Origin of the sequence: Sporosarcina gallistercoris (genome assembly GCF_014836415.1) — a bacterium.
In the GTDB taxonomy this organism is placed as follows: domain Bacteria; phylum Bacillota; class Bacilli; order Bacillales_A; family Planococcaceae; genus Sporosarcina; species Sporosarcina gallistercoris.
This window is the reverse complement of record NZ_JACSQY010000003.1, coordinates 280,863-306,413: the sequence shown is the minus strand read 5'-3', so window position 1 is coordinate 306,413 and position 25,551 is coordinate 280,863. Positions and strand designations below refer to the sequence as shown.

Genomic DNA, 25,551 nt, shown 5'->3' with positions numbered 1-25,551 from the left:
ACTATCCTTTTTACTATGTTCACATTTTACGATATCTTATCCAGCATGCTAAAATAAAATGAATTTATATCCAAAGAGGAAGTGTGAACCGAACGAAAAGTCCGATATTAGCTGTACACTCATTGCATAATTACGTAGTTGATTTGAAAATCAAGCAAATGAAGAGGTGTTCGAAGTTGATAGCGGAGAATAGAGAGCAAACGATATTTAATCATGTTGGTAAGAAAATACAAACAGATAGAGAGATTGAAATCGTCGCGAAAATCGAGGAGCCATTGATTGTTGTGTTAGGCAACGTTTTAAGTGACGAAGAGTGCGAGGAACTGATCCGCTTGGCGACAGACAAGGTGAAACGTTCAAAAATTGGTACAACGCGTGAAGAAAATGAGTTGAGAACAAGCAGCAGTATGTTTATAGAAGAAAGCGAGAACGCAATTGTATCGAGAGTCGAAAAAAGAATTGAAGCAGTGATGAATATCCCGATCGAACATGGAGAAGGACTTCAGATTCTCCGGTATACGCCGGATCAAGAATACAGAGCCCATCATGATTTCTTCTCGGCAAAGAGTCATGTCACGAACAATCGGATCAGTACGCTGGTCATGTACTTGAATGATGTCGAACAAGGTGGCGAAACATTCTTCCCCCATCTGAACCTTACCGTCACGCCACGAAAAGGAATGGCCGTCTACTTCGAGTATTTCTATAATGATGCATCGCTGAATGATTTAACGCTGCATGGCGGAGCACCTGTGGAAATCGGGGAAAAGTGGGTAGCGACGCAATGGATGAGAAAACAACGGGTAAGGTGAAAGACTTATTAAAATTGAATCGTATTGTTGAATTTTATATCTGAATAGTTAATCAATTAGGACATCTGTTGAAGAAGCATTTGAATGTAAGACAATCTTGAAATGAAACTTCACGGTCGTTTGAACCTTCATGATGGATGATGCTCACACAGAACTTTTTACTGCATTAAAAAAGTCCAGACCTGTTTTAGTGCTTAACAGATCTGGGCTTTTAAAATTGATATTATGAATTCCAGTTCAAATCGAATTATTCTCCTCGTTGCTCACACTCTCATTTTTCTTGGACAGCGTTTCCAGTGCAACACCCTGCTTCTACAGCACAGCTTCAAAGTTTTAGCGCCCATAGAAGCTCATTGTTTTGAAAAATATCACCTAGTCAATAATGCATCCAAATCCAGCACTTTAATCTTCCTCTGTGTTCTTTGTTCAATCCAACCGGCTTCTTCAAATTCAGAGAGCTTTCGACTCACTGTTTCCGGGGTAGTCCCTAGGTGGGAGGCAAGGTCTTTTCTGGTCATCGGCAATGACACTAATTTGTTTTGTTGCTCTTTTACTTGCTCTGCAAGATACATCGCAATTCTTGTTTCGGCTGTATCCATAGCAAGACTTGCTGTTTGTTTTTCCGTTTTTAATAACCTGGAAGAAAACTCGGTTAACATTTTAACTGAGATGGCTGGGTATTTTAATAAAAACTGTTGAAAATCCTCCCGATTCATCACACATATTTCCACGGATTCCATAGCTTCCGCGTAGGCATCGTGAACAGATTCGCTGAACAAAGAAAGTTCACCTGTAAAATCACCCGGTCCTAAGATCCTCACAAGTTGCTCTTTACCGGTTTCAGACAGTCTGTAAATCTTGAGGCGTCCTCTATGCACAATTTGAAGACCCACTGACTTGTCGCCAGCGCGGTAGATTGTGTCTCCACGTGAATACTTGACAGAGTTTGTAGTATTTACGATCTCGTTCATTTCATCTGCTTCTAAATGATTGAAAATCGGCACGGTAGAAATACATAATTCACGCATCCCAGCGGAATTTTCCGCTTCATGACTACACTGATTATTTTTTATCATGCATATCCCCCTCACTCAGGTTGGAGTAAAGCATTCGTGTCTTGTGTCTTACCTTTCTTCTTAGTATACCTCATTAATCGGACTGCGTTCAGAATGACAATCAGGACACTCAGTTCGTGAATGAGCATTCCGGATGCAAGAAATACCTTTCCGAATAGCACCCCAGCTAGCAGAAGAAAAACTGTGGCGACTGCAAAATATGTGTTTTGCTTCATGTTCCGAATTGTCGCTTTGGCAAGAGCATGTGCATGGGAGAACTGGTCTAATCTGTCGGCCATGAGTACGACATCTGCTGTTTCCATTGAAATGTCTGTACCACCCTCGCCCATTGCGAGTCCGATATCCGCTGTTGCGATTGCAGGCGCGTCGTTAATGCCGTCACCAGCCATAGCAACTATGTGCCCTGCATCTTTTAGTTTTTTTATCCATGCCACTTTCTCTTCCGGCAACAACTCTGCATGGATTTGATCGAGTCCGAGCTGTTGACCTACTAGGTTAGCTGTATGGCGATTGTCACCTGTTAGCATAATGACCTGTTTGACACCATTTTCTCTAAGCTCACGGATTGCCCTCTTTGCTTCTGGGCGGATCTGGTCTGCGATGGAGATGATACCTTGTACTATACCGTCAATCGCTACGAAAATGGCTGTATTTCCGACCTCTTCACGTTGGACTGCATATGCTTCCGCTAGCTTTTCAATGACAATGCCTTTTGTCGCCATCAACTTTCGGTTTCCGACAGTGAGTACTCTCCCTTCAACTTTCACGCGTATTCCGTTTCCTTCAATAATTTCAACTTCTTCAGGTTTGTTGAGCAGCGGGATGCCTCGCCTTTGAGCCTCTTTTACGACGGTTTGCCCAAGGTGATGTTCTGAAATCATTTCCGCTTCTGCCGCAAGCCGTAATAATTCTCTTTCATTCCCTGAAATTACGTGGATGTTCATCACTTCCGGACGTCCTCGTGTGAGTGTTCCCGTTTTATCAAATACGACTGTATCGATTTTGGATAGACTCTCCATAATTTCTCCACCTTTGACGAGGACACCATTGCGTGCCCCATTTCCGATACCTGCAACGATGGATACGGGAGCGGAAATCACGAGTGCCCCCGGACAGGCAACTACAAGGAATGTCAGTGTCATTTCGATATTTCGTGTGAAGATGTAAACCAGGATCGATAAAATAACAATGGCCGGTGTGTAGATCGATGCAAAGCGATCGAGAAACTTTTGTGTCTTAGATTTAGTTTCTTGAGCTTCTTCAACGAGTTCAATGATGCGCGCAAATGTCGTATCGTCCCCCACGCGGTCTGCGATGACTTCTATAAAACCGTTATCGACGATTGTTCCGCTAAAGACCCGATCATTAATAGTTTTGCTTGCCGGTAGCGATTCTCCAGTAATGGCCGCATCGTTCACGGTTGCGTTCCCCGTAAGGATAATGCCGTCAGTAGCCACTTTTTCTCCAGAGCGGATAATGACACGGTCACCTTTCATGACTTCGTCCACTGGAACTGTCAGCGTTTCGCCATTGCGTCTAACCGTTGCTTCGAGAGGGGCCATGTCAATCAGGGAGTGAAGCGATGATCGGGTTTTTTCCAGTGTGCGAATTTCGAGATAGGCACCGAATAGGAAGAGAAAAGTAACTGCTGCCGATTCAACATATTCTCCGATGACGAGTGCTCCTATAACCGCAATCGTTACGAGAAGTTCGATGCTGAACGCTTTCATGCGCAATGCTTGGATCGCCTTCCAAGCAATCGGGGTCCCTGCGATAACCGTGGCAGCGATTAGCGTCCATTGTTTCATCCCGGTTACCCCCGCAAAGTGAAGTCCGATCGCAAGAACTAGAAGCACAGCTGTTACGGCTGTGATTTGAGACGTTCTTTTCATGTTCATCATGAAGCCTCCCATCAATTTGTTTTCAAGACACTTTTTGAGCCAGGACAGGATACCCTAGTTTGACAATAGTGTGTTGAATTTCCTCTGCAGTGACCAGTTCTTCATCAAACTGTGTACGTACTTTGCTGGAATTGAACAGTACGTTCACTTCTTTCACGCCATTCATTTTCTTTAATGCCCCTTCAATCTTCTTAATACAAGACGGACAGCTGAGCGGTTCTAATGTGAAAACACCTTTTTTCATCTTTTTCATCCTCCTCTTTTTTGTTGTGTACGTTATTTCCACCTTTAGTATAAAACGGAGTATGATTTGGAACCTTGATGTATCTCAAGTTTCGTGAAAGATATCTGCGCGCTACACTTCCTGGTCAGCTTTTACAGTCATGAGTGTTTCACAGTGCATATCAATACCAAAAAAGTCCAGACCTGTTTTGACTCTCAACAGGTCTGGACGATTCACGCATATACGATGAATTCCATTTTACATGTTATGCACCGACATAAAAAACGCACCTGTGCACCAAACGATCGTGTTTGGACGAACTTCCATGATCGTTTGGGAACAGGTGAACTTCAAATTTTCTGAACCGTTATTCTCCAATGACACCAACTTCATAGCCTTCGTATAAATTCTGTCTTTCATTTCCCCATTTCATATTGAGATTCGCCAGCACTTCAACGTTTTCGGCTGGAAACTCTCCTGACCTTGAACCGTAATCGATCGCTTCCGTTTCAACTTCATCAGGTTTGGGGTCATAGACGACTGTTGTATCAACGACCGTACTGATTAACCGGTCCATTGGATCCAAAATCACTACCATCTGCAAGAGAACCATGCCCTCTTTCGTCGGGATTTCCCGGAACACCAGCTTCTCTTTCTCGTGACCACTCGACTCACCATATGTGTATAACAACTCACCGGTTTCTTTGTCACTAATGTCTACGATGATGTAGTTGTCCGTTGTTCTCTTCGTCAGTTCCACATCTCTTTTCTGATTAGGGATCTTCACGTATAGATCGTTCAATGCCACTTGATGTTCAGTCAAATCCGGCGGATCCGTATAGTCGGATATTTCGCCTGGTCCTGAAAGAGCCACGTGTTCAATCGTACTCCCGGAGTCGGGATCCGTATCATCACTATTATCAATGACTAGAACAGATATGAAGATGATTGCTGCTAGTAGCACAGCAACTAAATAACTTTTTTTCACGTTCATTCCCTCATCTCCTATTTTTAACTGCATGTTTTGTCTGCCAGTCCTTCCAATACGATGACGCTATCCATTACGATTATTACACCAGACCTCTCCATTTATCGTAAAAGTTCTACTATTCTCAACACATTTTCCCATGTTTCCCCTATTTCATAGTATACTCGAGATAAGCATGCAAGAGGAGGTTATCAAATGGCCTATACGATTCCGGAGACTATCCGGACAACGTCAACTGCCGGGGAGCGACAGCTGTTCCATTCACTAAAAACGTACTTGCCTGATGATTATATTGTGTACTATGAACCCGAGATCCGTGGTAAACGTCCGGACTTCGTCATTATTGGACCAGACCTCGGACTTGTCGTTCTAGAAGTGAAAGACTATATAAAGGTATTTATTGCTTTCATTATCCATGTCGACCGACTACCGTAACCTTCAAACAGCGAAAAGACTGCCCTCCGATAAATTGGCGCAGAGGCAGTCTTTTAATGGCAGGAAGCTTCATCCACAGAATGATAATTGGTAACAATTTTATTTATAGAACCCATGCTTTTTCATCTTGATTTATTACTAAGATAATGAGACAAAGAAGCAACTTCTTGATAATGCAGGTAGTTAAAAATTGGCAAGTGCATGAAACACTTAGGAAGACAAACTTCAAATTGTCTCCTGTTCAATACATATTGCTCTTTCTGTATACGTTTGGATATGATGAAAGCAATGAATCCACGGGAGTGTCGTAAATGGAAACGTTCAAGGAACTTATCGGAATGGCCGCCATCACGATTTTTTTCAGCCTGCTGACATGGGCTCTCACATCGTCGTATATCGACGAGTATGACCTTTTGGACGCAGAGCCGAAAACAGAGACGGTCGCAAGCGTAGTCGGTTCAAAAAGCCTGCTCACCCCGCCCGCTTATTATGCGAAAATCGAGCAGCCGGACGGAACACCGTCAGAAGAACTGTACCGCATCTCAAAGAAACAGATGACAGAACTCACCCTTGGGGATGAAATAGAGGGCTATGCCACCGGATCGACGGGTTTTTCAACGAGCCGCGATATCCTGATGGACAGCTTGTTCTATCTGGTGGGTATCGGTGTACTTGGATTTTTAGCGTTCTGCTGCCTGGTTGCCACGATCTTGTCCATCCCTGCAATTGAGCAGGCAGAACAGAAGGCCGCATACAAGCGCTATGTAAAGAAGAAACGCAAAAAGCGCAAAAAGAACAGGAAGCAGAAAGAAACTGGCTGGAGAGTTGCCGGGGTCATTGTCCTCCTCTTCCTCTTTTTAGCGAGCCGCTTCCTCCTCAATCTATTCCGGAAAATGATGCCTGTCGGGAAGACAGAAGCGGAAGCGACGATTTTCGACAAGTATTCGGATGTCACCTACCGGAAATATGAAGACTCCACTTATGAATTCACTGTCGCATTCGATGATCAGAATGGCGATACGATTCAGGTCATCAAAGATGTGACCCGTCATACCTATGCTGATTACGACATCGGCGACCGACTGCCCATCACCTATAATTCTTCCAATCCTTACGATCTATTTGTCCGCGGCACTTCCGTCCAGGACGTCTTCCAGGCAATGCTCACGTGGGAGATGCTCGTCTATGGCTCGTTTTTAGCGGTCAGCGGATTTGTGATCTGGGCTTATTATGACAGCAGGTTAAAAGGGAAATGGCATAAACGGCTGGAGGAGGATGTTCGGTGAATGTTTGAAGGGTATCGTTCATTTGAATCTCAATCAAATTCGTGCAGAAGGTGTGAGAGACTAACTCAGACAACATATTATAAAATGTGTGGAGTTAAATAGCATAAATTCGATTATTTTATAAAAATGCACTCCGAATCGAAATAGATAGACTTTTAGCAGATACAGATGCTTAAGTAAGTACCAATCGCTTTTGGTTGAACATTTAGGATTGTTTACCATACAGGCACCTATGGATAACAGATGTTGAATCGAATCTACTTCTCATGTAGCTACAATGTATAAAAAAATCAGCTCGGAGATGATAATAAGCGTAAACAAACTCCCCAAAAGCAACGTAAAGGGATAGATTTCATGTCCACAATCGCCGTTCAAAAATGGGGGAACAGTTTAGGAATCCGGATCCCAAAAGAAGCTGTAGACCGTATCGGAATTGGAGCAGGCTCTGAACTTGAAATGCAGGTATTCGAGAATGAAAATACGATTACGTTAAAAACCAAAAAACCTTAAAAGAAATATTCGCTTGAAGAATTGTTATCACAGATCACAATCGAGAATCGTCATACGGAAATCGATTTCGTAAGTAAAGGACATGAGTTGATGTAATGTCGGTACCTATTCCCGGAAGAGGCGACTTCATCGTCATCAGTTTCAATCCGCAAGCAAGCAACGAGCAAGCCGGAAGAAGAACTGCAATTGTTTTGTCGTCGTTTGACCGATTACCCGTTTTTGAAGTACCTGTGTACAAAACTAACGTGAGTGTTTAAATTGTCATGATTGTTCAAACTAACACGATAGTTTCTCACACAGGTACCTCGCATTACTCGTTAAACCACTTCTGTCCCCACTTTTCAATACTCTCCCAGAACTCTTTTCTCTTCTCGTCTTTTTCTTTTTTCTTCTCTTTCTTTTCTCTTTCTTCCTTCGTCTTTTTCTTCTGCTTCTTCAGTTCTTTTATATCATCCTCAATTAACGACAAATCAAAGTTCTTCGTAGAGTATTCACTGGCTGATTGTGAAACAACCTGCGCGAAAATGGGGGGTGCGGTAGAGCTGCTGGTAGAGGTTAAATAATGGTCGGCATCAGTTTTATCATAACCGAGCCAGACCGCACCGGCAATGTCTGGTGTATAACCGACGAACCAGTGATCTTTGGAACCTTCCACTCCTTCAAACGGGAGCTGTGTGGTGCCCGTCTTCCCCGCTACGTCCATACCGGAAATCTGTGCTTTGTTCGCAGTCCCTTCCTCTACAGCTCCTTGTAACATATACGTCATTTGCTCGGCAACTTCCGCATCTGTCACCTGCACGGACTCTCCCTGCCACTTTCCGAGCACTTTTCCTTCCGAATCTTTAATTTCTGTAATCGCATGGGATTCTTCCATCACGCCATCATTCGCAAACGCGGAAAACGCTTGTGCCATCCGTAAAGGAGAGGTTCCTTTGTCCAGCCATCCGAGCGCCAATCCAAGTGTACGGTCATTTTTTGTCAATGAAATCCCAAACCGTTCCACCGCACTCACGCCGTCTTGGATGCCGATCTGATCCAACAGCCAGACGGGAGGGATATTATACGAATGGGTAAGCGCATCGTACATGGAGACTTCCCCTCTGTATTGCTGATCAATGTTTTTCGGGGAGTAGCCATCCATATCTATCGGTTCATCCACAAGTAAATCCGACATATGGTACCCGTTCTCAAGTGCCGGAGTATAGACGGCAAGCGGCTTTAGCGCAGATCCGGGCTGCCGGATGAGATTGGTCGCATTGTTGAAGCGTCCTTGCGTATATTCTCCTCTCCCACCGACTAATGCGAGGATTCCGCCCGTTTTAGGATTTATGAAAACAGAGGCACTCTGCAAAAGCTGATCTGGAGTGCTCTTCGGAAAATATCTGTCATCCGCATACACGTCTTCAAGCGCATTCTGGACGACTGGATTGATTGCTGTCGTAATATGCAATCCACCGGACAGCACTTCATCCCTCGTCAACTCATACGTATTCACCGCCTCGTCTACTACACGATCGATATAATACGGATAGTTCATTTCGTTTCGTGGCACTGTCGAATCAGACAGTACCAGCTTCTGTCCAACTGCTTCATCATATTCTTCCTGACTAATGTACTGTTCACGCAACATCAGCGACAACACCAGATTGCGTCGCTTCACCGACTTTTCCATATTTTTTGTAGGCGATAAATTTGATGGAGCTTTAATAATTCCTGCGATTGTTGCAGATTCGCTTAACGTCAATTCACTGACATCTTTGCCAAAATACGTCTGTGCCGCACGTTGGACACCCCACGCCCCGTTGCCGAAATAGATATAGTTCAAGTAACGTTCCATGATCTCCTCTTTCGAAAACGTCCGTTCAATTTTCTTTGCAAAGATCAGCTCCTTAAATTTACGCGAGAACGTACGCTCCTGCGTCAAAAACACATTTTTCGCAAGCTGCTGCGTAATCGTACTGCCCCCTGACACGATCTTTCCTTTGAACGCATTCTCGACTAAGGCGCGCCCCATCCTCAAATAATTCATACCGTGATGTTCGTAGAACCGTTGATCTTCTACGGAAATGACAGCTTCAACCAGCGTATTCGGAATCTGATCGATCGAAACACCTTCTATTTTCGAATTTGAAACCTTGCTGATCACATCTCCGTTCGGATCGTAAATAACCGTCGATCGAGGTGCAGGTCCTTCGAGTTCACTGACATCACTAAATGTGATGAAGAGATTCAGTACAAGTAGTACAGAAACGACGGCAAGCACAATACCGATACTTACGAAACGGATGACCTTTTTCTTCAGGCTGCTTTTCTTTTTCCTTGCTTTCTTATGTTGTTTTTTATATTCAGATCTTTTCATATAGATTCTCCTGCTTTTTAACTGTGTAGTTTTATTAGAAGTGGACAGCATACAATTGACGAAAGGTGGGTTTTGAAAGTTGCGAGGTCTAACTTCCACGGGGGTTTCATATGAGTGTAAGAATAAAAAACCTTTGTGAGAAACAAACATGAATGATTGTTTTTCACGCAGGTACTTACAGCTAGATACAAACTGGATACTAAGGGAGTGATAGGGGCATTCTTCCCTTTACGTCCCTTTAGTAGACCAGGAAGGCAGGCCGCCCGTTCTTAGATGCCTTGACCTAGATAAAAAGAAACAGCCCACCTGTTACAGTAGGCTGCTTTTCATTATGGAAATTATCGGTATTAATCACTTGGAATTATAGTTATAGGAAGTCCTTCTTTGTAAACTTCACATCCACTTAATTGATAAATCGTTTGATCGCTTTTTTCTATTATTTCAATACTCTTACATGTATCCTCTATTACTCCGTGATCTCCGAACTCATCGAATCTTGTATCAATTTTAGAACTCAACTTTTCATCTGAATACTTCAAGTCGTGAATAACTGGATCGCCTTCATCAGTGTAGTTTACCACACGAACTTCACTGTCCTTATTGTTTGATACATCTTCCGTGAATTTTTCAAGTAGATCAAGATTCTTTATGGTTCCAAGTGTATTGACCACATCATGTTTAGAAGGTGAATATTCACCACAGCCAAAAAGAGATAGTGAAATTAAAACAAGAATAGACATTTTTTTCACCAGATCCACTCCCTATATAATGTTATTTGCTGTACTTTTATGTATAATGACCTTATTTTTTGCGATGCCTATGCAAGAAATTTTCGCGTTTCTTCAAGCATTTATGATTGTTCTTATACAGACCATCGCTTGATCAATTAAAAATGCGTGGTTTTCAATTGACGCTCGGCTTCAAGAACAATAACTTCTATTAAATCAGTTCTCATAATGTTATTTTTATTATCCCCATACAACATGTCATCTATCATTTCGCTGATTTCATACCATCTCTCGTGTTCCTCCTCGAGGGAATGTTCACGAGTAATATTGTAAATATCATACGCATTATGCATGGCTTTAGTCGAATCCTCAACAATCTCTCTTAATAAATAACGAACGTAATACCTCGCACTCTCTACATAAGTAGGCCGCGCAATATTTAGCTCCTTTATTGCCTTATTGAAATAATCCTCTACCTCAAAAATATTTAACGGTTTTCTCAGAGAAACAAGTACATTCAATGAGGTGGTAGACCTTCCATTTTGCAACATACAAAAAGCCCACTCAATATAATCAGCAGCTACTACTTTCTTTTCGAAAATTTTATAAAACAATACACCAGTATCCATAAACATACTCCTTGTGGTAGCAGAAATGTTTTGAAGCATGCACTATTATTCTCAGTGAGTGATGCCAGTGCACATACAATGCGATTCCTTATTTGCGAAATGCTCTTCTATTCGCATATTCTGTACAAAGTGGACAAACGCTTATTGAACGATTTCTGCTATCCCGAAAAACGTTCATTCCTGAAGTCTTCCGTTTACAGATATAGCACGTCTTGGGTGTCACATTTCCTACAGTTTTTAGTGAATCTAGAAACTTCGTTAAAATCGACATGCAACGATCCCTCTACTCTTTTTAGATTAATGATACTAATAGACGCATCGATTCGTAAACGATTACTATATTAAGAAGCTTTCTTGTTAATGAATACATTCTTGATTATTTCACACACCATTATCTTTTTTTGCTACTCACGTGTTTGTTTAATCCGTCCTATGAACAAGATACTTACAATGAAATAGTAGATTGCTAGAATTGCCAAAGAATCGGTCATTACTTCGCCCAACCCTTTTCCCTTCATAACATAACGCCATACAAATGAACTGATTAAGAATGTCAGTGGGAACAGTAAAAAATATCCCGCAAAATATATTTTCTCTTTAATCATCGTTTGTCACCTCTTAGTCAGTGAGTGATTCAGAAGTTTGAAACTTTTATTTCTTTATACCGATCGTCAAGATTCGCTATTGTATATGTCTTACTAGAATCATATCATTTAATAGCTCTAAAACAATATAGCGGTTGTTTGAACTTTGAAGTTTGTTTTCATACATCTTTCAAATTAAAACATCCCCTACCCCCACCCACATATCCTGTATAGTGAAACTATATCCATTACCTCACACAATACAAACTGGAGGCGACATACAGTGAAAAAAATCATCCTAACAACCGAAAGCGGTGCCGATCTACCCGAATCTCTGGCGAAGAAACACAACATTCACGTAGTACCGATGCACGTTATCATGGATGGTACGGACTATTTAGACGGACAGTTGCCTGTTAAGGACATCTTTAATTTCTATGAGCGCACGAAAAAGATTCCTTCCACCGCTGCGACGAATACGCATGAGTACCAGGAGTTTTTCAAAACTATCCGGACGAAGTTTCCTGATAGTGTCATCGTTCATGTAGGCTATACATCCAAAGCGTCTGTTTCCTATCAGAATACGTTGACGGCTGCGGAAGATATGGAGGATATATATGTATTCGATGCGTTGAATGTCACGGGGGGATTGGCTGCGGTTGTGATGTATGCGGCTGTCCTGCTCGAGAAAGAGCCTGACATCGATCCTGAACGTCTGGTGGAGATGGTTAAGGCAAAGGTTCCGAAGTCACGATTGGCATTCCTTCCCGGCAGCCTGGACTTTCTGAGGGCTGGAGGACGGGTCAGTAATATGGCGTATCTTGGTGGTGCGTTGCTGAAGATCAAGCCGTGTATTGAATTGGTGGACGGTAAGCTTATGTCGACTCGGAAATACCGCGGGAAAATGGAAAAGGTCGCTGAAAGTATGTTTCATGATTATCTACAACAATACAATATCGACAGACAGCAAATCTATTTTATCTATTCAATCGGTCTGAGTGAGACGATCAAACAACGGATCGACGAGATTGCGCTGGAACAAGGATTCGAGAATAGTTTGTGGATTGAAGCTGGCGCGATGATCTCGACGCATTCCGGTCCTGGAGGTTTCGGTATTGCGGGGTTGGAAGTGTAAGTAATTTTTTTGCGCTGCCTGTGCACGAAACAGTCATTTTTGTTCAAACATTCTTGATTGTTTCTTACGCAGGCATCGAATTTCATCTATTAAACATAATAGGTCACTGTGTAATTAATTTATACTTATACTGTCCAGGGAACTTTTTGTAACCTCTCCTGTTTTGAATCTAAATTAATCGTCATGTTTAAATAATCTCCTTCATATTTTCCTACGGCCAGAATTGCTAGTTCTAGATAAACAATTCCTAGTCTCCATAGAAAGTAAAGTTGTTCTCTATCAATAATTTTCTTATTTCTTTCAGGATGAACAAGTTCATTTCTTAAAGAAGTGAATTTTTGCAAACTAGATAGACTTGATTCATTTTTTTCTTGCAAACCACTTAAACCTGAGGTTATATTTTCTATATTAAATTCTCTTAACAGTTTTCCTATTTTATTTTTTGCCGAACGTAAACTTTCGTATTTAGTTCTAGTTAATTCTTTAGTAGTTTCAACAAAATATGCCCAAGCTATAGTTTCTAATCCTGCTTGAATGATAATTATCTTGTTATCAATATACGAAGAGCCAAAACCATCAAAATACTGAGATAATATTCTTGGAAGTTGTTTACACCAGTACTCATCTTTCATTAGCGTTAATAAGCATGTCAGTAGATTTTCAAGCGATTCTAAAGAATTAGTGGGATACCAATTAGAAATATATTTCCATTTTTTTATATCCGGCAACCTGTAACAAATCATTTTATAATCTCCGCTATCAGAATATATATGATTTAAATCGACTCGCCGACCGGCAGCAAAGGAAAGAATCCAGGCAATGTTCTCAAGTAAACTATCTACATCAGACAATTTAAATTCTTTTCCATCCTTCCTTCTAATTTGTCCGATATGAGTAATGTCATAGCCACCTTGTTCTTTCAATTTCTTGTAGATTTCTTTAGAATTAGTAACTTTATCTATTAAGATATTATATTGATTAAAACTGAGTTCTACCCTTCCAGCATATATTGCATTTTCATATTTATATGCTCTTCCATAATTATTAATAAAGTTTATTAATGAAAATTTGACCTCTGTTAACTTTATATCAAGTGATGTTTTCAATTCATATTGAAGTTCACCATTGACCTCTACTCTGCTATTTGTTTTGCTATTAGTATATTTTACAGAAGTGATAATAAAACTCCCAGAGATCTCTTTACACGTTTTAGTAGTCAATTCCCAATCATGCTCATCGAAGTTTTTCACGTTATTGCTTTTTAGGACATCACCTTTGAAGCGCACGCTTGGTTTAGGATGAACTTGGTAATTGATCGTTCCTTTCAAGTCTATAGATTTTCCACTACCTGATCGAATATTAAACTCTCCATTATAAATTTCGGATGAAAGCAGTTTCTCATTAATTATTTTTGGATCAGCAATTGTTACTGGAATATCTAATTCCATATATTTACCTTCCCTTTTCTAATTTTCTTTTAGTGACTTTTTTAGCATTTTTCATGTTGGTACTCTTCATAAGGTCGTCCATTAGATGAACAAGGTTATCGATAAAGCACAGAAGTGTTAGGTCCTCATTTTGACTAAACGTATTTTACTGTATTCTTATTTGTGTTTAGAGAAGCTGCACTAAGAACTAACTTGATTGTACAAGAATACGTAATTGTTTGAACTAGGATGATAGTTTCTTGCACAGGTACCTTTCACTATGTTGAAACATTAATGATTGTTTCTTACACAGGCAGCAAATTTTTATTTTAAACGGTCCTTTTAAAATATCCCCATAGATCGTAAAGTTAATCGCTGCATTCACATACTTAGTCACATCTACATCTACTTTGCAGTATTAGCCCGCCCCCAGACTTCGCATTAATCTGCTCCAATGACTTCCGTTCCCCCATGGATATGGTTTAACGTTGGGGTAACCATTGTTTTTCAGCTCCTCTTTTTATTGGAGTGGTTTTTGGAAGTTCTATGATTGGTACTTCTTTTCACCCTAAAAACAATGGTTTATTTGTTTTTAACTCAATCTATTTCATAAAAATAGACAGCAGCTATTATTACTAGTTAATCGGCACCTAGTTAACCGGTACCTGGACCGCATACAATACAAACAGGCACTCATTTCATCACTAAAATTACTTAAATACTTCATCTTCCAATTCTTCAATTCTTTCTCTTAACTTTTTATTCTCCTTTTTCACTTCGTAGGAATTATAAAACGCCCCGGCAGCAAGGGAGAATGCAAACCATGCCCATAACCAATCCATTCAGATTCCCCCTATACCCATAACTTCAATATCTAATTGCTGAGTGTTACCTGTGCACGAAACTATCATGTTTATTCAAAAATTCATGGTCGTTTTTAAACAGACACTTACTGCTTTTTAAGCCTGGATCTCTCCTACAGAGCTGTGTCTTAAATCGTTTTCAGAAGTTCTCCTTCATTACGATTTACCGTCTTCACTCTTCTTCTTTTTCTTTTCAATTTCATCATCAATAGAGGCAACTTCATCCATTACACTTTCACCAAACCATTCGACGATCTTATTTCGAGCCTGTTGTTTAGTATCTGTATCTATATACATTGCAATTATGGCTAAAGCTCCAAGAAGCATACCTATATCATCTGCATATCCTGCTACTGGAATTACATCAGGAATTACATCGAATGGAAATATGAAATAGCCCAATGCACCATACACTACTGCTTTCGCTTTAGCAGGAACTAATGGTTTTTGTATTGTATAATAAAGTATTAAGGCTGTGTAGGTTACTTTTACCCCAGCACTTTTACCGAATTTCAGAACCTTATCCCAAAACTTCTTGTCCGTAAAGTACTTGGAATAATCTCGTTTAGTATTTTCCATTTAACTAGACACTCCTATTTTTCACTTGTATTTTATCCGTTAGCTGTTATTTCTGTTGTAATTCCGATCGTGTTTGTTCAACCATTTATGATATTTTTACACAGTCGTCGTTCCAAGTAATTTTGAGCTTCAATACTCCTCACCCTCATCAACCAAATACAAATCCTTTTCCCTCTTCCTCTGATACATCGTTACTGTCTCCAAACGCTCTTTCAAATACCCTTGCAGTTCAGGATTTGTACAATAGACAAAGCATCCCTTCTGACCCCGAGTCATCAGCGTTCGATATGTATTCCGGATAATCGGATCCGCCAGTGCTTGTGCTTTCTCCGGGTCTTCTTTAGCAAGTTTCTTGATACCTTTTAGCGACTGGTCTGTCTTTGCTCGCTTCGTAAAGTCCGTGACAAGCTGGCCGTTCTCCATTCGGAGATCATTACCAATAATGACACCTACGTAATCGAACTCCAGCCCTTGTGCTGTATGGATACACCCTGCTTCTCGGACTGAAGAATTTTCAATGGCCCACGTGTTCTCGATGTTCCAGCTAATGCCGAAGTTGTGTTCTGGCAAAGTGATATCAAAGTGTTCGACGTCGAGACGATTCGGTTTCGGCCATTCCCAACAATATCCTGCCATCATACGGGATTTGTTATTTTGCTCATTCAATTTTTCGATTTCCTCGAGCATCTTGTTCGGATCGTCAAAAATCCGAAAATCGTAGTCCATCCCCATGTCGTTCGTATTCGCTGTGTACCTGATTTCTAACACATCGTCGAGCCAGGCGATGTAACCATCCGATCCATCACAACGGAACTGGGAAAACAATTTCCTAGTGATGACTTCTGCACCAAATTCCGAGGCATATTTTTCAATAGTATCCGTACTTCCAATATCGCTCAATGTCACTTTTTGATGCTCATCAATAAAAAAGATTGTGAAGTGAGAGCCTTTGATCAATTCTTTCACTTGATTCTCGCCTTTGTTGCGGAACATACCCGATTTCTCGTTTAAACGATGCGCTTCATCAACAATTAGAATGTCAAATTCATTGAGCGTCGCTTCTGTGAAACTGCCAGAGCTTTTGAACAGATTGTCGATATGAGATTTCTTAAAATCCTTTTTCAACTTAGTGGAATAGATATTACGTGGAGCGGAATTTTTCGTAACATACATCGCCACCAGCTCCTGGTCAATCAATTTCACGAGAAGGTTAATGGCAAGAACAGATTTCCCTGTTCCAGGACCACCTTCTACAATCATGACTTGTTTAGTATTCGTCCGGACACTATTGAGCGCTAAGTGAAAAGCTTCTTCATAGAAAACTTTCTGTTCATCGATCATGATGAACTCATCGTTACCTTTCAGCATGTTGTTCAACGTGTCCTGTAATGATTTCGAAGGACGGATTCTTCCATTTTCAATCTGATAGATTAATCGGTTTTGATCACCAATACGAATATACTTTTTAATGAACGCTCTTAACTTTTGAATTTCCCCTTTTGCGAAAACCGGTGCTTTCTCCATATGAGGAGCATAGTGACCATCTGTTAAAGGGTCGTCCTCTGTCTTCCTGTAGTTATGCAAGTACGCACACGGGTTCAATTGGATTCCTTGTTGCTGGACGTTCTCATTGAAGTCTTCGATAAGCGCAGCATACGACCAAGCCTGATAGGATGGGTGAACGACCTCTCGCGTTCCTTTTCCGACATATGTACGGACAAGACCGTCCCGAGTTGGAACTTTCTCCACCTCTTCCCATTGTTTCAATTCCACAATTACAACATGATCTTGCTCACCATCGTTACCTGCGATTAAGAAATCCACTCGTTTGGATGTATTCGGGATATTGAATTCTATCGCAACCGCTGCATCTTTCGGAATGTCCTCGTCTTGCATGACATTGGACATCTTCTGAAGTGAGTTTTCCCATGAACGAATTTCAGATCTACTCGTCCTTCCAATTTTCTTTTGATAGGAATTGTACAGACGATCTACAAGGAGCTCATTGACGACGTCCCCGACAAATTGTTCTTTTGTTGACTCATAAATAATCACTTAATCACCAGCTTACTGAAAGATTCTATCTCTATCCACATCTTACCAGCATTCTTAAATTGTCACAATACTTGTTAATTCGACAACAATATGGCGAGTCTGATTCTCGGATGTTTTTAATCAAAAAAAGTCCAGACCGGTTTGGAAACTCAACAGATCTGGACAAGCTATAAATTCGTTCACCCCTTAAACATATGCTTCCTATGCCATTTCAAATAAGGCTTGTTCTTCTCCGTCCGATTCACTCTCATCTTCCCATGCAGCCCATACTTATCGTAATCCTCTTCCGGCATGCTTGCTGAAATATGGATCTTTCCTTGGCCGTCAAACGCAATCAATCCATGATTGTACAATGCGTCATGGTTGCGACAAAGAAGGATCCCGTTATTCGGATCCACTCGTTCGCTGTTCGTGCTGTCTTTCCATGGTTTCGCGTAACTTGCTTGAAGTAGCTCAGGTAACTCGATTTCACAGAGGGCACATTTACTGTTCCAGAGCGGCAACAGTTCGTTTCGGAAACGCTGGCGCCCTAGTCGCACTTTCGTTTTCGCTTCCGCTTCAGTTTCATCTAGGATTGGGGTAAGGAAATCGTGTTCCGTTCGTCGCACGGTTCCCATGACAAATTCCAATTGCTCATCATCGATTTCGTAACGATTCAGATCCCCGATCAGCTCCACTAGCTTGATCGTGAGTTCTTCGTTGCACCGATAAAGATAGCCTTGGTTTCCGTTGGCGTTCTCTTGAAACGGAGAGTACTTTATGGGCAGAAGAGGAAGGATTTCATTAAAAGAGTCGACGATTGTCAATGGCTTTTCAAGTTCATAGTAATCCGCCTCGACTAGATACCCTATTTCGTTTTCATTGCCTGGCAGGTCGATTGTGGATGGCTTACGTTCTTCCCGATATCCTTTTTTCGCTACACTGACAGCGACGATATCCCCTTTCACATAATGGAAGATCCGATCCCCTTCATTGACTTCTTTCATCCGTTCCCAGAAATGCTGGGGATTGCCGGCACTGTCGGTTTGAAGTGACCAAAGGATTCCCAATTCCTTCTCTTCCTGGTATGTACGTCCTTGCATGACGATGTAACTTTGCATACGGTTTCACTCCTTTACGAACTGGTGCATGTTGCCCTGCTTTCATCATAGCGTTTCATGGTGAAAGTTGCACCTTTAGTCATAAAGATTCTTCTGCAAATACGCAGTTTAAACGGGTGTTCGACATATAGATAATTCACGAACTGTGGTATTCTTAGTGTACTACTAATCGGAAACACTCGGATGGATACTAATGGATTTTATATGCATAAATGAGACACCTAACAAATCGAGAGGAGGAGTACTATGGATAAGGAGTTAATCACTACTTTGAAATCCGTCTTGGATGACGCACTTCAGCCTATCCACAGACAGTTGGAAGGTATGGATCAAAGATTTGATAGCATCGATCAGCGCTTTGAAGGTATCGATCAAAAATTTGATAGCATCGGTCAACGCTTTGATGGCATCGACCAAAAATTTGATAGTATCGATCAACGCTTTGATGGTATCAATCAAAAATTTGATAGCATCGGTCAACGCTTTGATGGCATGGACAAGAGATTTGACGGGATGAACCAACGCATAGGCGGGTTGGAAACGGAGCTGAAGGAGTTCCGTGCGGAAACGAAGACGGCTCTTCAAGTGATTCAAAGCGGTCAGCAAGGCACGCGCCAAGAAATGACACAGCGTTTTAATGAGACCCGTGAAGGATTCAAGAGAATGGAAGCGGATTTCACATACGTGAACCATAAGACTGCGGATCATGAGTTGAAATTTCATCGTTTGGAAAGTGAATCGAAGCAAAATCGTCAATGACGGCTTTCAGTGACTGTGAACGTAACTTTCTTCCTACTACTAGTCCGAATTCAAAAAGGCAGAGCGGCTTAGTTTAAGCTTCTCTGTTTTTTTGTTTTTCGTATTCCCCCACATTCACTTCCTGCATGAATAACCAATTTAAGGGCACACCATGATGGAGTCACTACAACTTCGAAACAGGGGGATCTTATGAAACGATTTCTTCTATTGGTGTTTGTGCTAGTCGCATGCTTCGCTGTCATTATCCTAGGCAATCAAAAAAACTCAACACTAACAGAAACAATGATGACGATATCCAATCATTCAATATCGGACGTTGGATCGGATGTTACTCACAAAGCAATCGAATCCTACGCAAAGGACTATGAAGTCAAGCCAATCGACGCTAAGATTGACCGGGTTTGGAAAGCGATTCCTGGTTACAACGGGTTGACTGTCGATGTTGAAAAATCATATCAGAAAATGCTGGATTCAAATGATTTCAATACGGATCATCTTGTATTTAAAGAAGTCCCGCCAAAAATACATTTAGACGACCTTCCTCCCTCTCCTATTTATAAAGGCAATCCGGAAAAACCGATGGCCGCCTTATTGATCAACGTTGCCTGGGGTGAAGAGTACATTCCAAGTATGTTGAACACATTGAAGCAGGCGGAGGTCAAAGCCACTTTCTTCTTCGATGGCAGTTGGGTGAAACGGAATCCGGACATTCTCACTAGGATCAGTATGGAAGGTCATGAAATCGGGAACCACGCATACAGCCATCCCAATCTCGCCAATCGTTCTCGTCAGGAGACCGTAACTGAGTTATCCAAAACAAATGAGGTTATTGAAGCGACCCTCGGTGTAAAGCCGCAGTGGTTTGCTCCGCCAAGTGGGAGTTTCAATCAAACGACCATTGATGTAGCACATGATCTGAAGATGAAAACGATTTTGTGGACGGTGGACACGGTAGATTGGAAAAAACCGGATACTACTGAGATGGTCACTAGAGTGTTATCGAAAGTTGAAAATGGTTCGATGATCCTCATGCATCCCACACAACCGACTTCCGACGGGCTGGAAACAATCATTGAAGGAACCAAAAAGAAAGGCATGAAACTAGGCACGGTTAGTGAGTTAATGAGTGAAGAGCGCGTGGAGCATATCGATTGATGGTTGGTCACGATCACTGCTGCCTAAAACCCGGCAAATACAGGGTCCGACTCGCGTATCTCAAAACCAAGAGACCTGTGTATTGGCGTGCTGGTATTCTTTTTTACAGCTAAAACAATTAGTTTTCATCCTAATTAAAATGGGATAACTTGACGCTACTTTTGGAAAAAAAAGATGATTTGAAAGATATAACCTTTCAAATCATCTTATATTACAGGGCGTATTCATTACTTTTATTTTTAATAGTTCTATTATAAGTGCCTTATATGAGTGTCATGGGAAAGTTTCAATACGTAATGTAATAACCAATATTGGATAAATCTACAAATTCACCTTTACTTAACCAATCGGATGCGAGTTTTTCCATATCAACGAAATCCACGACTTCTTTAGGGATTTTATAGGATAGGAAACCTTCATCGTAGAGATATTGACCAAGTTCTTTCAAATTATGACAGTTGAAAGCCATATACTCGCCATCCTGATGTATCTGTATCACCTGTGCCAATTCCAGTCCTTTAGTTTTGGCTATCAAAGCAATGATTTCTCTTTCCGTCTTTGCAACCGCTGCAAGGTACTGCATGATACGGTTCAACTCATAGATGTCATCGGTTTCACGGACCTCAATCGGTAAGGAACTTTCATAATCACGAATGACTATTCCCTTATTGACACCTAACACTGCATTCAGATGAGCATCAATGGTTTCTATCTCCGTTGGAAGCGAAATCCACTCACCCTCCAAATTACCCGCGGTACATTCTGCAAGATTTGCCGTGTACAGATTCAACATATGTTTTTCATATCCTTTCCTTGTGTTACTGGGTTGCCATTCATGAAAATTTAAAACTCATAGAATAAATAAGAATTAAAGCAAAGTTTGAACAGGATTTCACGTGCATAAGTATGACACATTGTATTCATTGCTCACGTAATTCAATATAGCATTTCATCTTTTTTATAAATAGGTGTAATTTTTGGTAATTTTTCTGTATAATTATTAATCGCTGAACAATACATTTTTTGTATTTCAATAAAAGTATCAAGAAATATTCAAAAAGCCCTTTTCAAAAATGAAATGCGCCGCTAAATAATGTTCTGGTTTCGTAGTCATTGGTTTGCTATTTTTAATATTGACCATCCTGATTGTTCTTTCTGACAGGATTATAACAACAAAGCTAATTTTGAAAGGGGTAGTGAAATCTAGATCTGATTCGACAAAGCACATGTGTAGTATTTGTGTAGCACTATTTGATTTTCTCTCTTTTTTCAACCTATCGTCAATAAGCAAAAAAACGTCAACCCCTAATTTTTAAAGGGATTGACGTTTTCTCGTTAAGTGTAAATTGTTGTATCTGAACCTCTTAACGTCCCAGGAGGGATTCGAACCCCCGACCGATGCCTTAGAAGGGCATTGCTCTATCCAGCTGAGCTACTGAGACAACTGCGTCAAACTCATAAATGATTTGAACGACAGGTTTTATTATAGGCAAAGAATGAATTAAAGTCAACAGGTTTTTAACTTGTTGTGAAAATAACTTTTTCTACCGCTTCTCCACTGTCCGGACTGCGGAAAGTCACCTTCAGGGAATCGTCTTGCTCGATGACTGCATATGTTGCCACTCGTTCACCTCTAGGAAGTAATGTACTCCCTGGGTTCACGTAGAGCACGCCATCCTGCAGTTCTGCTCCATATAGGTGAGAGTGACCGAATAGGGCAATACTTGCGCCCACTTGCTCTGCAGCGTATTTCAACTGCATGAGAGATTCTTTCACACCATGTTGGTGACCGTGCACCATCAAGACTTTTTGACCGTCCACTTCAGCAACGACTGACTCAGGAAACCCTGCGTTCCAGTCGCAGTTGCCCTGGACGATTTCCATGCCTTGCAGGATCTCCGCATCTACCGCCAATTCGCTATCCCCACAGTGGAAAACTGCATCTGCATCGGATTCCCGGCTGCGGATTGCTTCAATTGTTTCCAAATCACCATGGGAATCGCTCATTACGATCAATTTCATGCGTTCATCCCCGCCTCGCCAATCAGATTCGGAAGTTCTTTCTCGAATTTCCTCATCGCTACTCCACGGTGAGAGATCGCAGCTTTTTCAGCTGGTGTCAATTCAGCCATTGACTTTCCTTCTGAAGGTACGTAGAAAATCGGATCGTATCCGAAGCCGTTTTCACCGTGACGTTCAAGAAGAATCGATCCGTCACAGCTTCCTGAGAACGTTTTTGTTTCGATTCCAGGGCCCGCTATAGCTAATACGCAACGGAAGCGTGCATCTCTAGAGCCCTCAGGAACGTCTTTAAGGCCGTGTAACGCTTTGTCGATATTGGCCTCATCGTCTTTCGGTTCCCCTGCGTATCGGGCTGAGTAGACACCTGGTTCTCCGTTTAATGCATCTATCTCGAGGCCACTGTCGTCTGAGATGACCCATTTTCCTAGGATCTTCGCAGTTTCTTCTGCTTTAAGAATTGCATTCTCTTCGAAAGTCGTTCCTGTTTCCTCGACTTCAATTGGCTCGACCAGATCTTTCAGAGAAATTACTTCGATACCATGTGGCTTGAACAGCTCTTCAAAATCTCTTACTTTTCCTTTATTATTCGTTGCCACTAAAATTTGTTTCATTGGGCAGCCTCCTCTTTTGACTCAATCAGTTCACAAATTGGTCCGAGTGCTTGTTTTTGCAGGTCGATCAATTGCTGGATTCCATTTTCAGCGAGATCCAATAGACCGTTCATTTCTTTGCGTGTGAATGTCGACTCTTCTCCCGTGCCTTGAAGTTCCACAAACTCACCTGAGCTTGTCATGACGACGTTCATGTCAACAGCTGCGGATGAATCTTCGATATAGTCCAAATCCAGAATGAGTTCGTCTTGTTCTGATTTACCAACACTTGTTGCAGCTAAGTATTGAGTTATCGGGAACTTCGGCAATTTCTTCTGCTCAACGATGCCTGCAGTAGCAAGTGCCATCGCAACAAACGCCCCTGTAATCGACGCCGTACGCGTGCCGCCATCTGCTTGTATGACATCGCAGTCGATCCAAATGGTACGTTCTCCAAGTGCTTCCAAGTCAATCACTGCTCGCAGCGCTCTGCCGATCAGACGCTGGATTTCCATCGTACGTCCACCGATTTTCCCCTTCGTTGCTTCACGCTGTGTCCGTTGGCCCGTTGCTCTTGGAAGCATCGAATATTCCGCAGTAACCCAGCCTTTTCCGCTTCCGCGTAAAAATGGCGGTACTCGATCCTCCACTGAAGCCGTACAAATCACCTTTGTATTCCCAACCGTAATCAGAACTGATCCCTCGGGATGAAGTAAATAATCTTTTTCAATCTGCACATCTCTTAGTGCGTCAACCGCTCGTCCATCATGTCTCATTTATATTCCCTCTTTCTGTTCATCCTTCCATTTTAACATAACCATTCGAACGCATGCAAAAACCCGGCAACCATCTCGCCGGGTTTGTGTTTTTGTTAGTTGGAATCTCTTTAAAGCTTCCATTTGAAGTCCAAATTACATATTCAGGTGAACTTTAAAGAACGAGCTTCTCCACTACTGGCTCCTCTATATGTAACCAATCTTTAACAATCAATTCAAAATGGGCCGGATGTCCGGTCGTATAGAACTTAGACTGTTGGTCGGCAAGAGCTACACGTTGAAGCTGCAGTTCATCCAAAATACGGATTGCTGTATCCGCTGTTGCCGAACCCGATGTGATGAGCTCAATTCCCGCAGGTAAGTGCTTGTAGATGAAATGTGATAACAGCGGAAAATGCGTACAGCCTAGAATAACAGCATCGAACGTCTTAGAAGCCAGTGGCGCAAGTGTTTTTCCGACAACGCGATCCGCTTCCTCCAGCTTGTAAACGCCCCGTTCCACAATCGGAACAAATTCAGGACATGCGAGTCCATGAATCGACGCATCAGCCGCCAGCGCTAAAATTGCTTGGTCATATGCCTGGCTCTTCACAGTCCCGCTTGTCCCAAGAACAACAATCTGTTTTGTCTTCGATTTTTCCACAGCTGTCCGAGCTCCTGGTTCGATGACACCGATAATCGGAAAGTCGAACAGTGATCGAACGTGTTCCAAGGCAAACGCGGTCGCAGTATTACAAGCAATGACCACCATTTTCACACCAAAATCATTGAGTGCACTGATTAGTTCGTGTGTGAATTTGACGACTTCTTCGGGAGACCGGTTGCCGTAAGGGCAGCGAGCGTCATCTCCTATGTATAGAAAGTGTTCGTTCGGCATGCGACTCAGGAGCTCGTCCATCACTGTAAGGCCGCCCACTCCCGAGTCGATGATGCCGATTGGTAAATCTGATAATTCGTTCATGTTATTTTGTGCTCATTTCCACGTGTAGTTTTGAAAGTAATTCAGTAAACGTTGACAATTCTTCAGGATTAAAATTTTGGACGACTTCTTGCAAGTATTCACGCCGCTTATCAATCACCTCTTCGATAACGCGCTCGCCTTCCGCTAATAGATGGATCCTCACGACGCGACGATCTTTCTCGTCACGGACCCGTTTCACTAACTCATTTTTTTCCATACGATCCACTAAATCTGTCGTTGTGCTAAATGCCAAATACATTTTGTTCGACAAATCCCCGATCGTCATATCCCCATGTTCAAATAACCATTGGAGTGCAATGAATTGAGGAGGGGTGATCGTATAATTACTTAATATTTGGCGCCCTTGTTGCTTTATGATGGCTGCAATGTAACGCAAATCTTTTTCCATGTGATGAATTTCTTCAAGATTCGCTGTGACTTTTTTCGTCAATGATACCAGCTCCAAATCATGAGTTTACTTATTATTTTCCTCTTAAATCGACAAAAAAGCAATTAATATCTCATTGGCCATAGTTCCCATCTTCCTCTTCAAATGAATAGGAATTTTTCGTAATCATCGCTTTCATATCCAACCAGA

At 41.7% G+C, this 25,551-nt stretch carries 23 protein-coding genes, 1 tRNA gene and 3 pseudogenes; 8 read left to right on the top strand and 19 right to left on the bottom strand.

The window, feature by feature from the left end; translation table 11 throughout:
* Window positions 1-158: 158 nt before the first annotated feature.
* Window positions 159-812, top strand: a complete 654-nt coding sequence (locus H9659_RS06815; RefSeq protein WP_191689218.1) for a 2OG-Fe(II) oxygenase — start codon at window positions 159-161, stop codon at window positions 810-812.
* A gap of 368 nt (window positions 813-1,180) precedes the next feature.
* On the opposite strand, the gene H9659_RS06810 is transcribed toward H9659_RS06815, so the two are convergent.
* The 4 genes from H9659_RS06810 to H9659_RS06795 all read right to left on the bottom strand — a co-directional run bounded on the left by H9659_RS06810 (window position 1,181) and on the right by H9659_RS06795 (window position 5,006).
* Window positions 1,181-1,888, bottom strand: a complete 708-nt coding sequence (locus tag H9659_RS06810; protein WP_191689166.1) for a Crp/Fnr family transcriptional regulator — start codon at window positions 1,886-1,888, stop codon at window positions 1,181-1,183.
* Between the two features lie 11 nt (window positions 1,889-1,899).
* Entirely contained in the window at window positions 1,900-3,786 is a 1,887-nt protein-coding gene (locus H9659_RS06805; RefSeq protein WP_191689217.1) for a heavy metal translocating P-type ATPase, read from the bottom strand.
* 25 nt (window positions 3,787-3,811) lie between these two features.
* The gene (locus tag H9659_RS06800; RefSeq protein WP_191689165.1) at window positions 3,812-4,033 is read right to left on the bottom strand and encodes a heavy-metal-associated domain-containing protein; all 222 of its coding nucleotides are present in this window, start codon (window positions 4,031-4,033) and stop codon (window positions 3,812-3,814) included.
* A gap of 346 nt (window positions 4,034-4,379) precedes the next feature.
* Window positions 4,380-5,006, bottom strand: coding sequence for a hypothetical protein (locus H9659_RS06795; protein ID WP_191689164.1), 627 nt, complete (start codon window positions 5,004-5,006; stop codon window positions 4,380-4,382).
* Between the two features lie 189 nt (window positions 5,007-5,195).
* On the opposite strand from H9659_RS06795, the pseudogene H9659_RS06790 reads away from it, so the two are divergent.
* From H9659_RS06790 to H9659_RS06775, 4 genes and pseudogenes are all read left to right on the top strand, one after another.
* Window positions 5,196-5,387 (top strand): annotated as a pseudogene (locus H9659_RS06790) (nuclease-related domain-containing protein); the annotation flags it as partial.
* A 359-nt stretch (window positions 5,388-5,746) separates the two neighbouring features.
* Window positions 5,747-6,721: a DUF3592 domain-containing protein gene (locus H9659_RS06785; RefSeq protein WP_191689163.1), complete on the top strand. Its 975-nt coding sequence runs from the start codon at window positions 5,747-5,749 to the stop codon at window positions 6,719-6,721.
* A 354-nt stretch (window positions 6,722-7,075) separates the two neighbouring features.
* Window positions 7,076-7,327: pseudogene (locus tag H9659_RS06780) on the top strand (AbrB/MazE/SpoVT family DNA-binding domain-containing protein).
* Window positions 7,327-7,428, top strand: a pseudogene (locus tag H9659_RS06775) (type II toxin-antitoxin system PemK/MazF family toxin); the annotation flags it as partial. The pseudogenes H9659_RS06780 and H9659_RS06775, both read left to right, overlap by 1 nt.
* Before the next feature lie 113 nt (window positions 7,429-7,541).
* On the opposite strand, the gene H9659_RS06770 reads toward H9659_RS06775, so the two are convergent.
* The 3 genes from H9659_RS06770 to H9659_RS06760 form a co-directional block, all read right to left on the bottom strand.
* On the bottom strand, window positions 7,542-9,590 hold the full coding sequence (locus tag H9659_RS06770; RefSeq protein ID WP_225217698.1) for a transglycosylase domain-containing protein: 2,049 nt from the start codon (window positions 9,588-9,590) through the stop codon (window positions 7,542-7,544).
* Window positions 9,591-9,937: 347 nt separating this feature from the next.
* Complete coding sequence (locus tag H9659_RS06765) at window positions 9,938-10,330, bottom strand: DUF4362 domain-containing protein (RefSeq protein WP_225217712.1); 393 nt, start codon at window positions 10,328-10,330, stop codon at window positions 9,938-9,940.
* Between the two features lie 146 nt (window positions 10,331-10,476).
* On the bottom strand, window positions 10,477-10,947 hold the full coding sequence (locus H9659_RS06760; protein ID WP_191689161.1) for a hypothetical protein: 471 nt from the start codon (window positions 10,945-10,947) through the stop codon (window positions 10,477-10,479).
* Between the two features lie 867 nt (window positions 10,948-11,814).
* Here H9659_RS06760 and H9659_RS06755 point away from each other — a divergent pair.
* Entirely contained in the window at window positions 11,815-12,666 is an 852-nt protein-coding gene (locus H9659_RS06755) for a DegV family protein (RefSeq protein ID WP_191689160.1), read from the top strand.
* A gap of 125 nt (window positions 12,667-12,791) precedes the next feature.
* Here the strand turns inward: H9659_RS06755 and H9659_RS06750 are convergent, their stop codons facing one another.
* The 5 genes from H9659_RS06750 to H9659_RS06735 all read right to left on the bottom strand — a co-directional run bounded on the left by H9659_RS06750 (window position 12,792) and on the right by H9659_RS06735 (window position 18,690).
* Window positions 12,792-14,114 carry a hypothetical protein gene (locus H9659_RS06750; RefSeq protein WP_191689159.1) on the bottom strand — a complete coding sequence of 441 codons (1,323 nt, stop codon included), beginning with the start codon at window positions 14,112-14,114 and terminating at the stop codon, window positions 12,792-12,794.
* Window positions 14,115-14,803: 689 nt separating this feature from the next.
* Window positions 14,804-14,935: a hypothetical protein gene (locus tag H9659_RS15545; protein ID WP_263618285.1), complete on the bottom strand. Its 132-nt coding sequence runs from the start codon at window positions 14,933-14,935 to the stop codon at window positions 14,804-14,806.
* A gap of 177 nt (window positions 14,936-15,112) precedes the next feature.
* On the bottom strand, window positions 15,113-15,535 hold the full coding sequence (locus tag H9659_RS06745; protein ID WP_191689158.1) for a YkvA family protein: 423 nt from the start codon (window positions 15,533-15,535) through the stop codon (window positions 15,113-15,115).
* 129 nt (window positions 15,536-15,664) lie between these two features.
* Window positions 15,665-17,590: a DNA/RNA helicase domain-containing protein gene (locus tag H9659_RS06740; RefSeq protein WP_191689157.1), complete on the bottom strand. Its 1,926-nt coding sequence runs from the start codon at window positions 17,588-17,590 to the stop codon at window positions 15,665-15,667.
* 179 nt (window positions 17,591-17,769) lie between these two features.
* Window positions 17,770-18,690, bottom strand: a complete 921-nt coding sequence (locus tag H9659_RS06735) for an HNH endonuclease (RefSeq protein ID WP_191689156.1) — start codon at window positions 18,688-18,690, stop codon at window positions 17,770-17,772.
* A gap of 246 nt (window positions 18,691-18,936) precedes the next feature.
* Here H9659_RS06735 and H9659_RS06730 point away from each other — a divergent pair, with 246 nt between their 5' ends.
* On the top strand, window positions 18,937-19,449 hold the full coding sequence (locus H9659_RS06730; RefSeq protein WP_191689155.1) for a hypothetical protein: 513 nt from the start codon (window positions 18,937-18,939) through the stop codon (window positions 19,447-19,449).
* A gap of 189 nt (window positions 19,450-19,638) precedes the next feature.
* Entirely contained in the window at window positions 19,639-20,604 is a 966-nt protein-coding gene (locus H9659_RS06725) for a polysaccharide deacetylase family protein (protein WP_191689154.1), read from the top strand.
* Between the two features lie 286 nt (window positions 20,605-20,890).
* Here the strand turns inward: H9659_RS06725 and H9659_RS06720 are convergent, their stop codons facing one another.
* The 7 genes from H9659_RS06720 to H9659_RS06690 all read right to left on the bottom strand — a co-directional run bounded on the left by H9659_RS06720 (window position 20,891) and on the right by H9659_RS06690 (window position 25,362).
* Complete coding sequence (locus tag H9659_RS06720) at window positions 20,891-21,397, bottom strand: antirestriction protein ArdA (RefSeq protein ID WP_191689153.1); 507 nt, start codon at window positions 21,395-21,397, stop codon at window positions 20,891-20,893.
* Window positions 21,398-21,972: 575 nt separating this feature from the next.
* Window positions 21,973-22,046, bottom strand: a tRNA-Arg gene (locus tag H9659_RS06715).
* Between the two features lie 76 nt (window positions 22,047-22,122).
* Window positions 22,123-22,626, bottom strand: coding sequence for a metallophosphoesterase (locus tag H9659_RS06710; RefSeq protein WP_191689152.1), 504 nt, complete (start codon window positions 22,624-22,626; stop codon window positions 22,123-22,125).
* Window positions 22,623-23,237 carry an XTP/dITP diphosphatase gene (locus H9659_RS06705; RefSeq protein WP_191689151.1) on the bottom strand — a complete coding sequence of 205 codons (615 nt, stop codon included), beginning with the start codon at window positions 23,235-23,237 and terminating at the stop codon, window positions 22,623-22,625. Before H9659_RS06705 ends, H9659_RS06710 begins: the two co-directional genes overlap by 4 nt.
* The gene (gene rph, locus H9659_RS06700; RefSeq protein WP_191689150.1) at window positions 23,234-23,992 is read right to left on the bottom strand and encodes a ribonuclease PH; all 759 of its coding nucleotides are present in this window, start codon (window positions 23,990-23,992) and stop codon (window positions 23,234-23,236) included. The genes H9659_RS06705 and rph overlap by 4 nt, the downstream gene beginning before the upstream one ends.
* A 154-nt stretch (window positions 23,993-24,146) precedes the next feature.
* Entirely contained in the window at window positions 24,147-24,953 is an 807-nt protein-coding gene (murI, locus tag H9659_RS06695) for a glutamate racemase (protein ID WP_191689149.1), read from the bottom strand.
* A 1-nt stretch (window position 24,954) separates the two neighbouring features.
* Window positions 24,955-25,362 carry a MarR family winged helix-turn-helix transcriptional regulator gene (locus H9659_RS06690; protein ID WP_191689215.1) on the bottom strand — a complete coding sequence of 136 codons (408 nt, stop codon included), beginning with the start codon at window positions 25,360-25,362 and terminating at the stop codon, window positions 24,955-24,957.
* Window positions 25,363-25,551 lie beyond the last annotated feature (189 nt).

Excerpts from the sequence above, each read along its gene's own strand:
- H9659_RS06815 (WP_191689218.1), top strand. The coding sequence starts at position 159 with ATGAAGAGGTGTTCGAAGTTGATAGCGGAGAATAGAGAGCAAACGATA.
- H9659_RS06810 (WP_191689166.1), bottom strand. The coding sequence starts at position 1,888 with ATGATAAAAAATAATCAGTGTAGTCATGAAGCGGAAAATTCCGCTGGG.
- H9659_RS06805 (WP_191689217.1), bottom strand. The coding sequence starts at position 3,786 with ATGAACATGAAAAGAACGTCTCAAATCACAGCCGTAACAGCTGTGCTT.
- H9659_RS06800 (WP_191689165.1), bottom strand. The coding sequence starts at position 4,033 with ATGAAAAAAGGTGTTTTCACATTAGAACCGCTCAGCTGTCCGTCTTGT.
- H9659_RS06795 (WP_191689164.1), bottom strand. The coding sequence starts at position 5,006 with ATGAACGTGAAAAAAAGTTATTTAGTTGCTGTGCTACTAGCAGCAATC.
- H9659_RS06785 (WP_191689163.1), top strand. The coding sequence starts at position 5,747 with ATGGAAACGTTCAAGGAACTTATCGGAATGGCCGCCATCACGATTTTT.
- H9659_RS06770 (WP_225217698.1), bottom strand. The coding sequence starts at position 9,590 with ATGAAAAGATCTGAATATAAAAAACAACATAAGAAAGCAAGGAAAAAG.
- H9659_RS06765 (WP_225217712.1), bottom strand. The coding sequence starts at position 10,330 with ATGTCTATTCTTGTTTTAATTTCACTATCTCTTTTTGGCTGTGGTGAA.
- H9659_RS06760 (WP_191689161.1), bottom strand. The coding sequence starts at position 10,947 with ATGGATACTGGTGTATTGTTTTATAAAATTTTCGAAAAGAAAGTAGTA.
- H9659_RS06750 (WP_191689159.1), bottom strand. The coding sequence starts at position 14,114 with ATGGAATTAGATATTCCAGTAACAATTGCTGATCCAAAAATAATTAAT.
- H9659_RS15545 (WP_263618285.1), bottom strand. The coding sequence starts at position 14,935 with ATGGATTGGTTATGGGCATGGTTTGCATTCTCCCTTGCTGCCGGGGCG.
- H9659_RS06745 (WP_191689158.1), bottom strand. The coding sequence starts at position 15,535 with ATGGAAAATACTAAACGAGATTATTCCAAGTACTTTACGGACAAGAAG.
- H9659_RS06735 (WP_191689156.1), bottom strand. The coding sequence starts at position 18,690 with ATGCAAAGTTACATCGTCATGCAAGGACGTACATACCAGGAAGAGAAG.
- H9659_RS06730 (WP_191689155.1), top strand. The coding sequence starts at position 18,937 with ATGGATAAGGAGTTAATCACTACTTTGAAATCCGTCTTGGATGACGCA.
- H9659_RS06725 (WP_191689154.1), top strand. The coding sequence starts at position 19,639 with ATGAAACGATTTCTTCTATTGGTGTTTGTGCTAGTCGCATGCTTCGCT.
- H9659_RS06720 (WP_191689153.1), bottom strand. The coding sequence starts at position 21,397 with ATGTTGAATCTGTACACGGCAAATCTTGCAGAATGTACCGCGGGTAAT.
- H9659_RS06710 (WP_191689152.1), bottom strand. The coding sequence starts at position 22,626 with ATGAAATTGATCGTAATGAGCGATTCCCATGGTGATTTGGAAACAATT.
- H9659_RS06705 (WP_191689151.1), bottom strand. The coding sequence starts at position 23,237 with ATGAAACAAATTTTAGTGGCAACGAATAATAAAGGAAAAGTAAGAGAT.
- rph (WP_191689150.1), bottom strand. The coding sequence starts at position 23,992 with ATGAGACATGATGGACGAGCGGTTGACGCACTAAGAGATGTGCAGATT.
- murI (WP_191689149.1), bottom strand. The coding sequence starts at position 24,953 with ATGAACGAATTATCAGATTTACCAATCGGCATCATCGACTCGGGAGTG.
- H9659_RS06690 (WP_191689215.1), bottom strand. The coding sequence starts at position 25,362 with ATGGAAAAAGATTTGCGTTACATTGCAGCCATCATAAAGCAACAAGGG.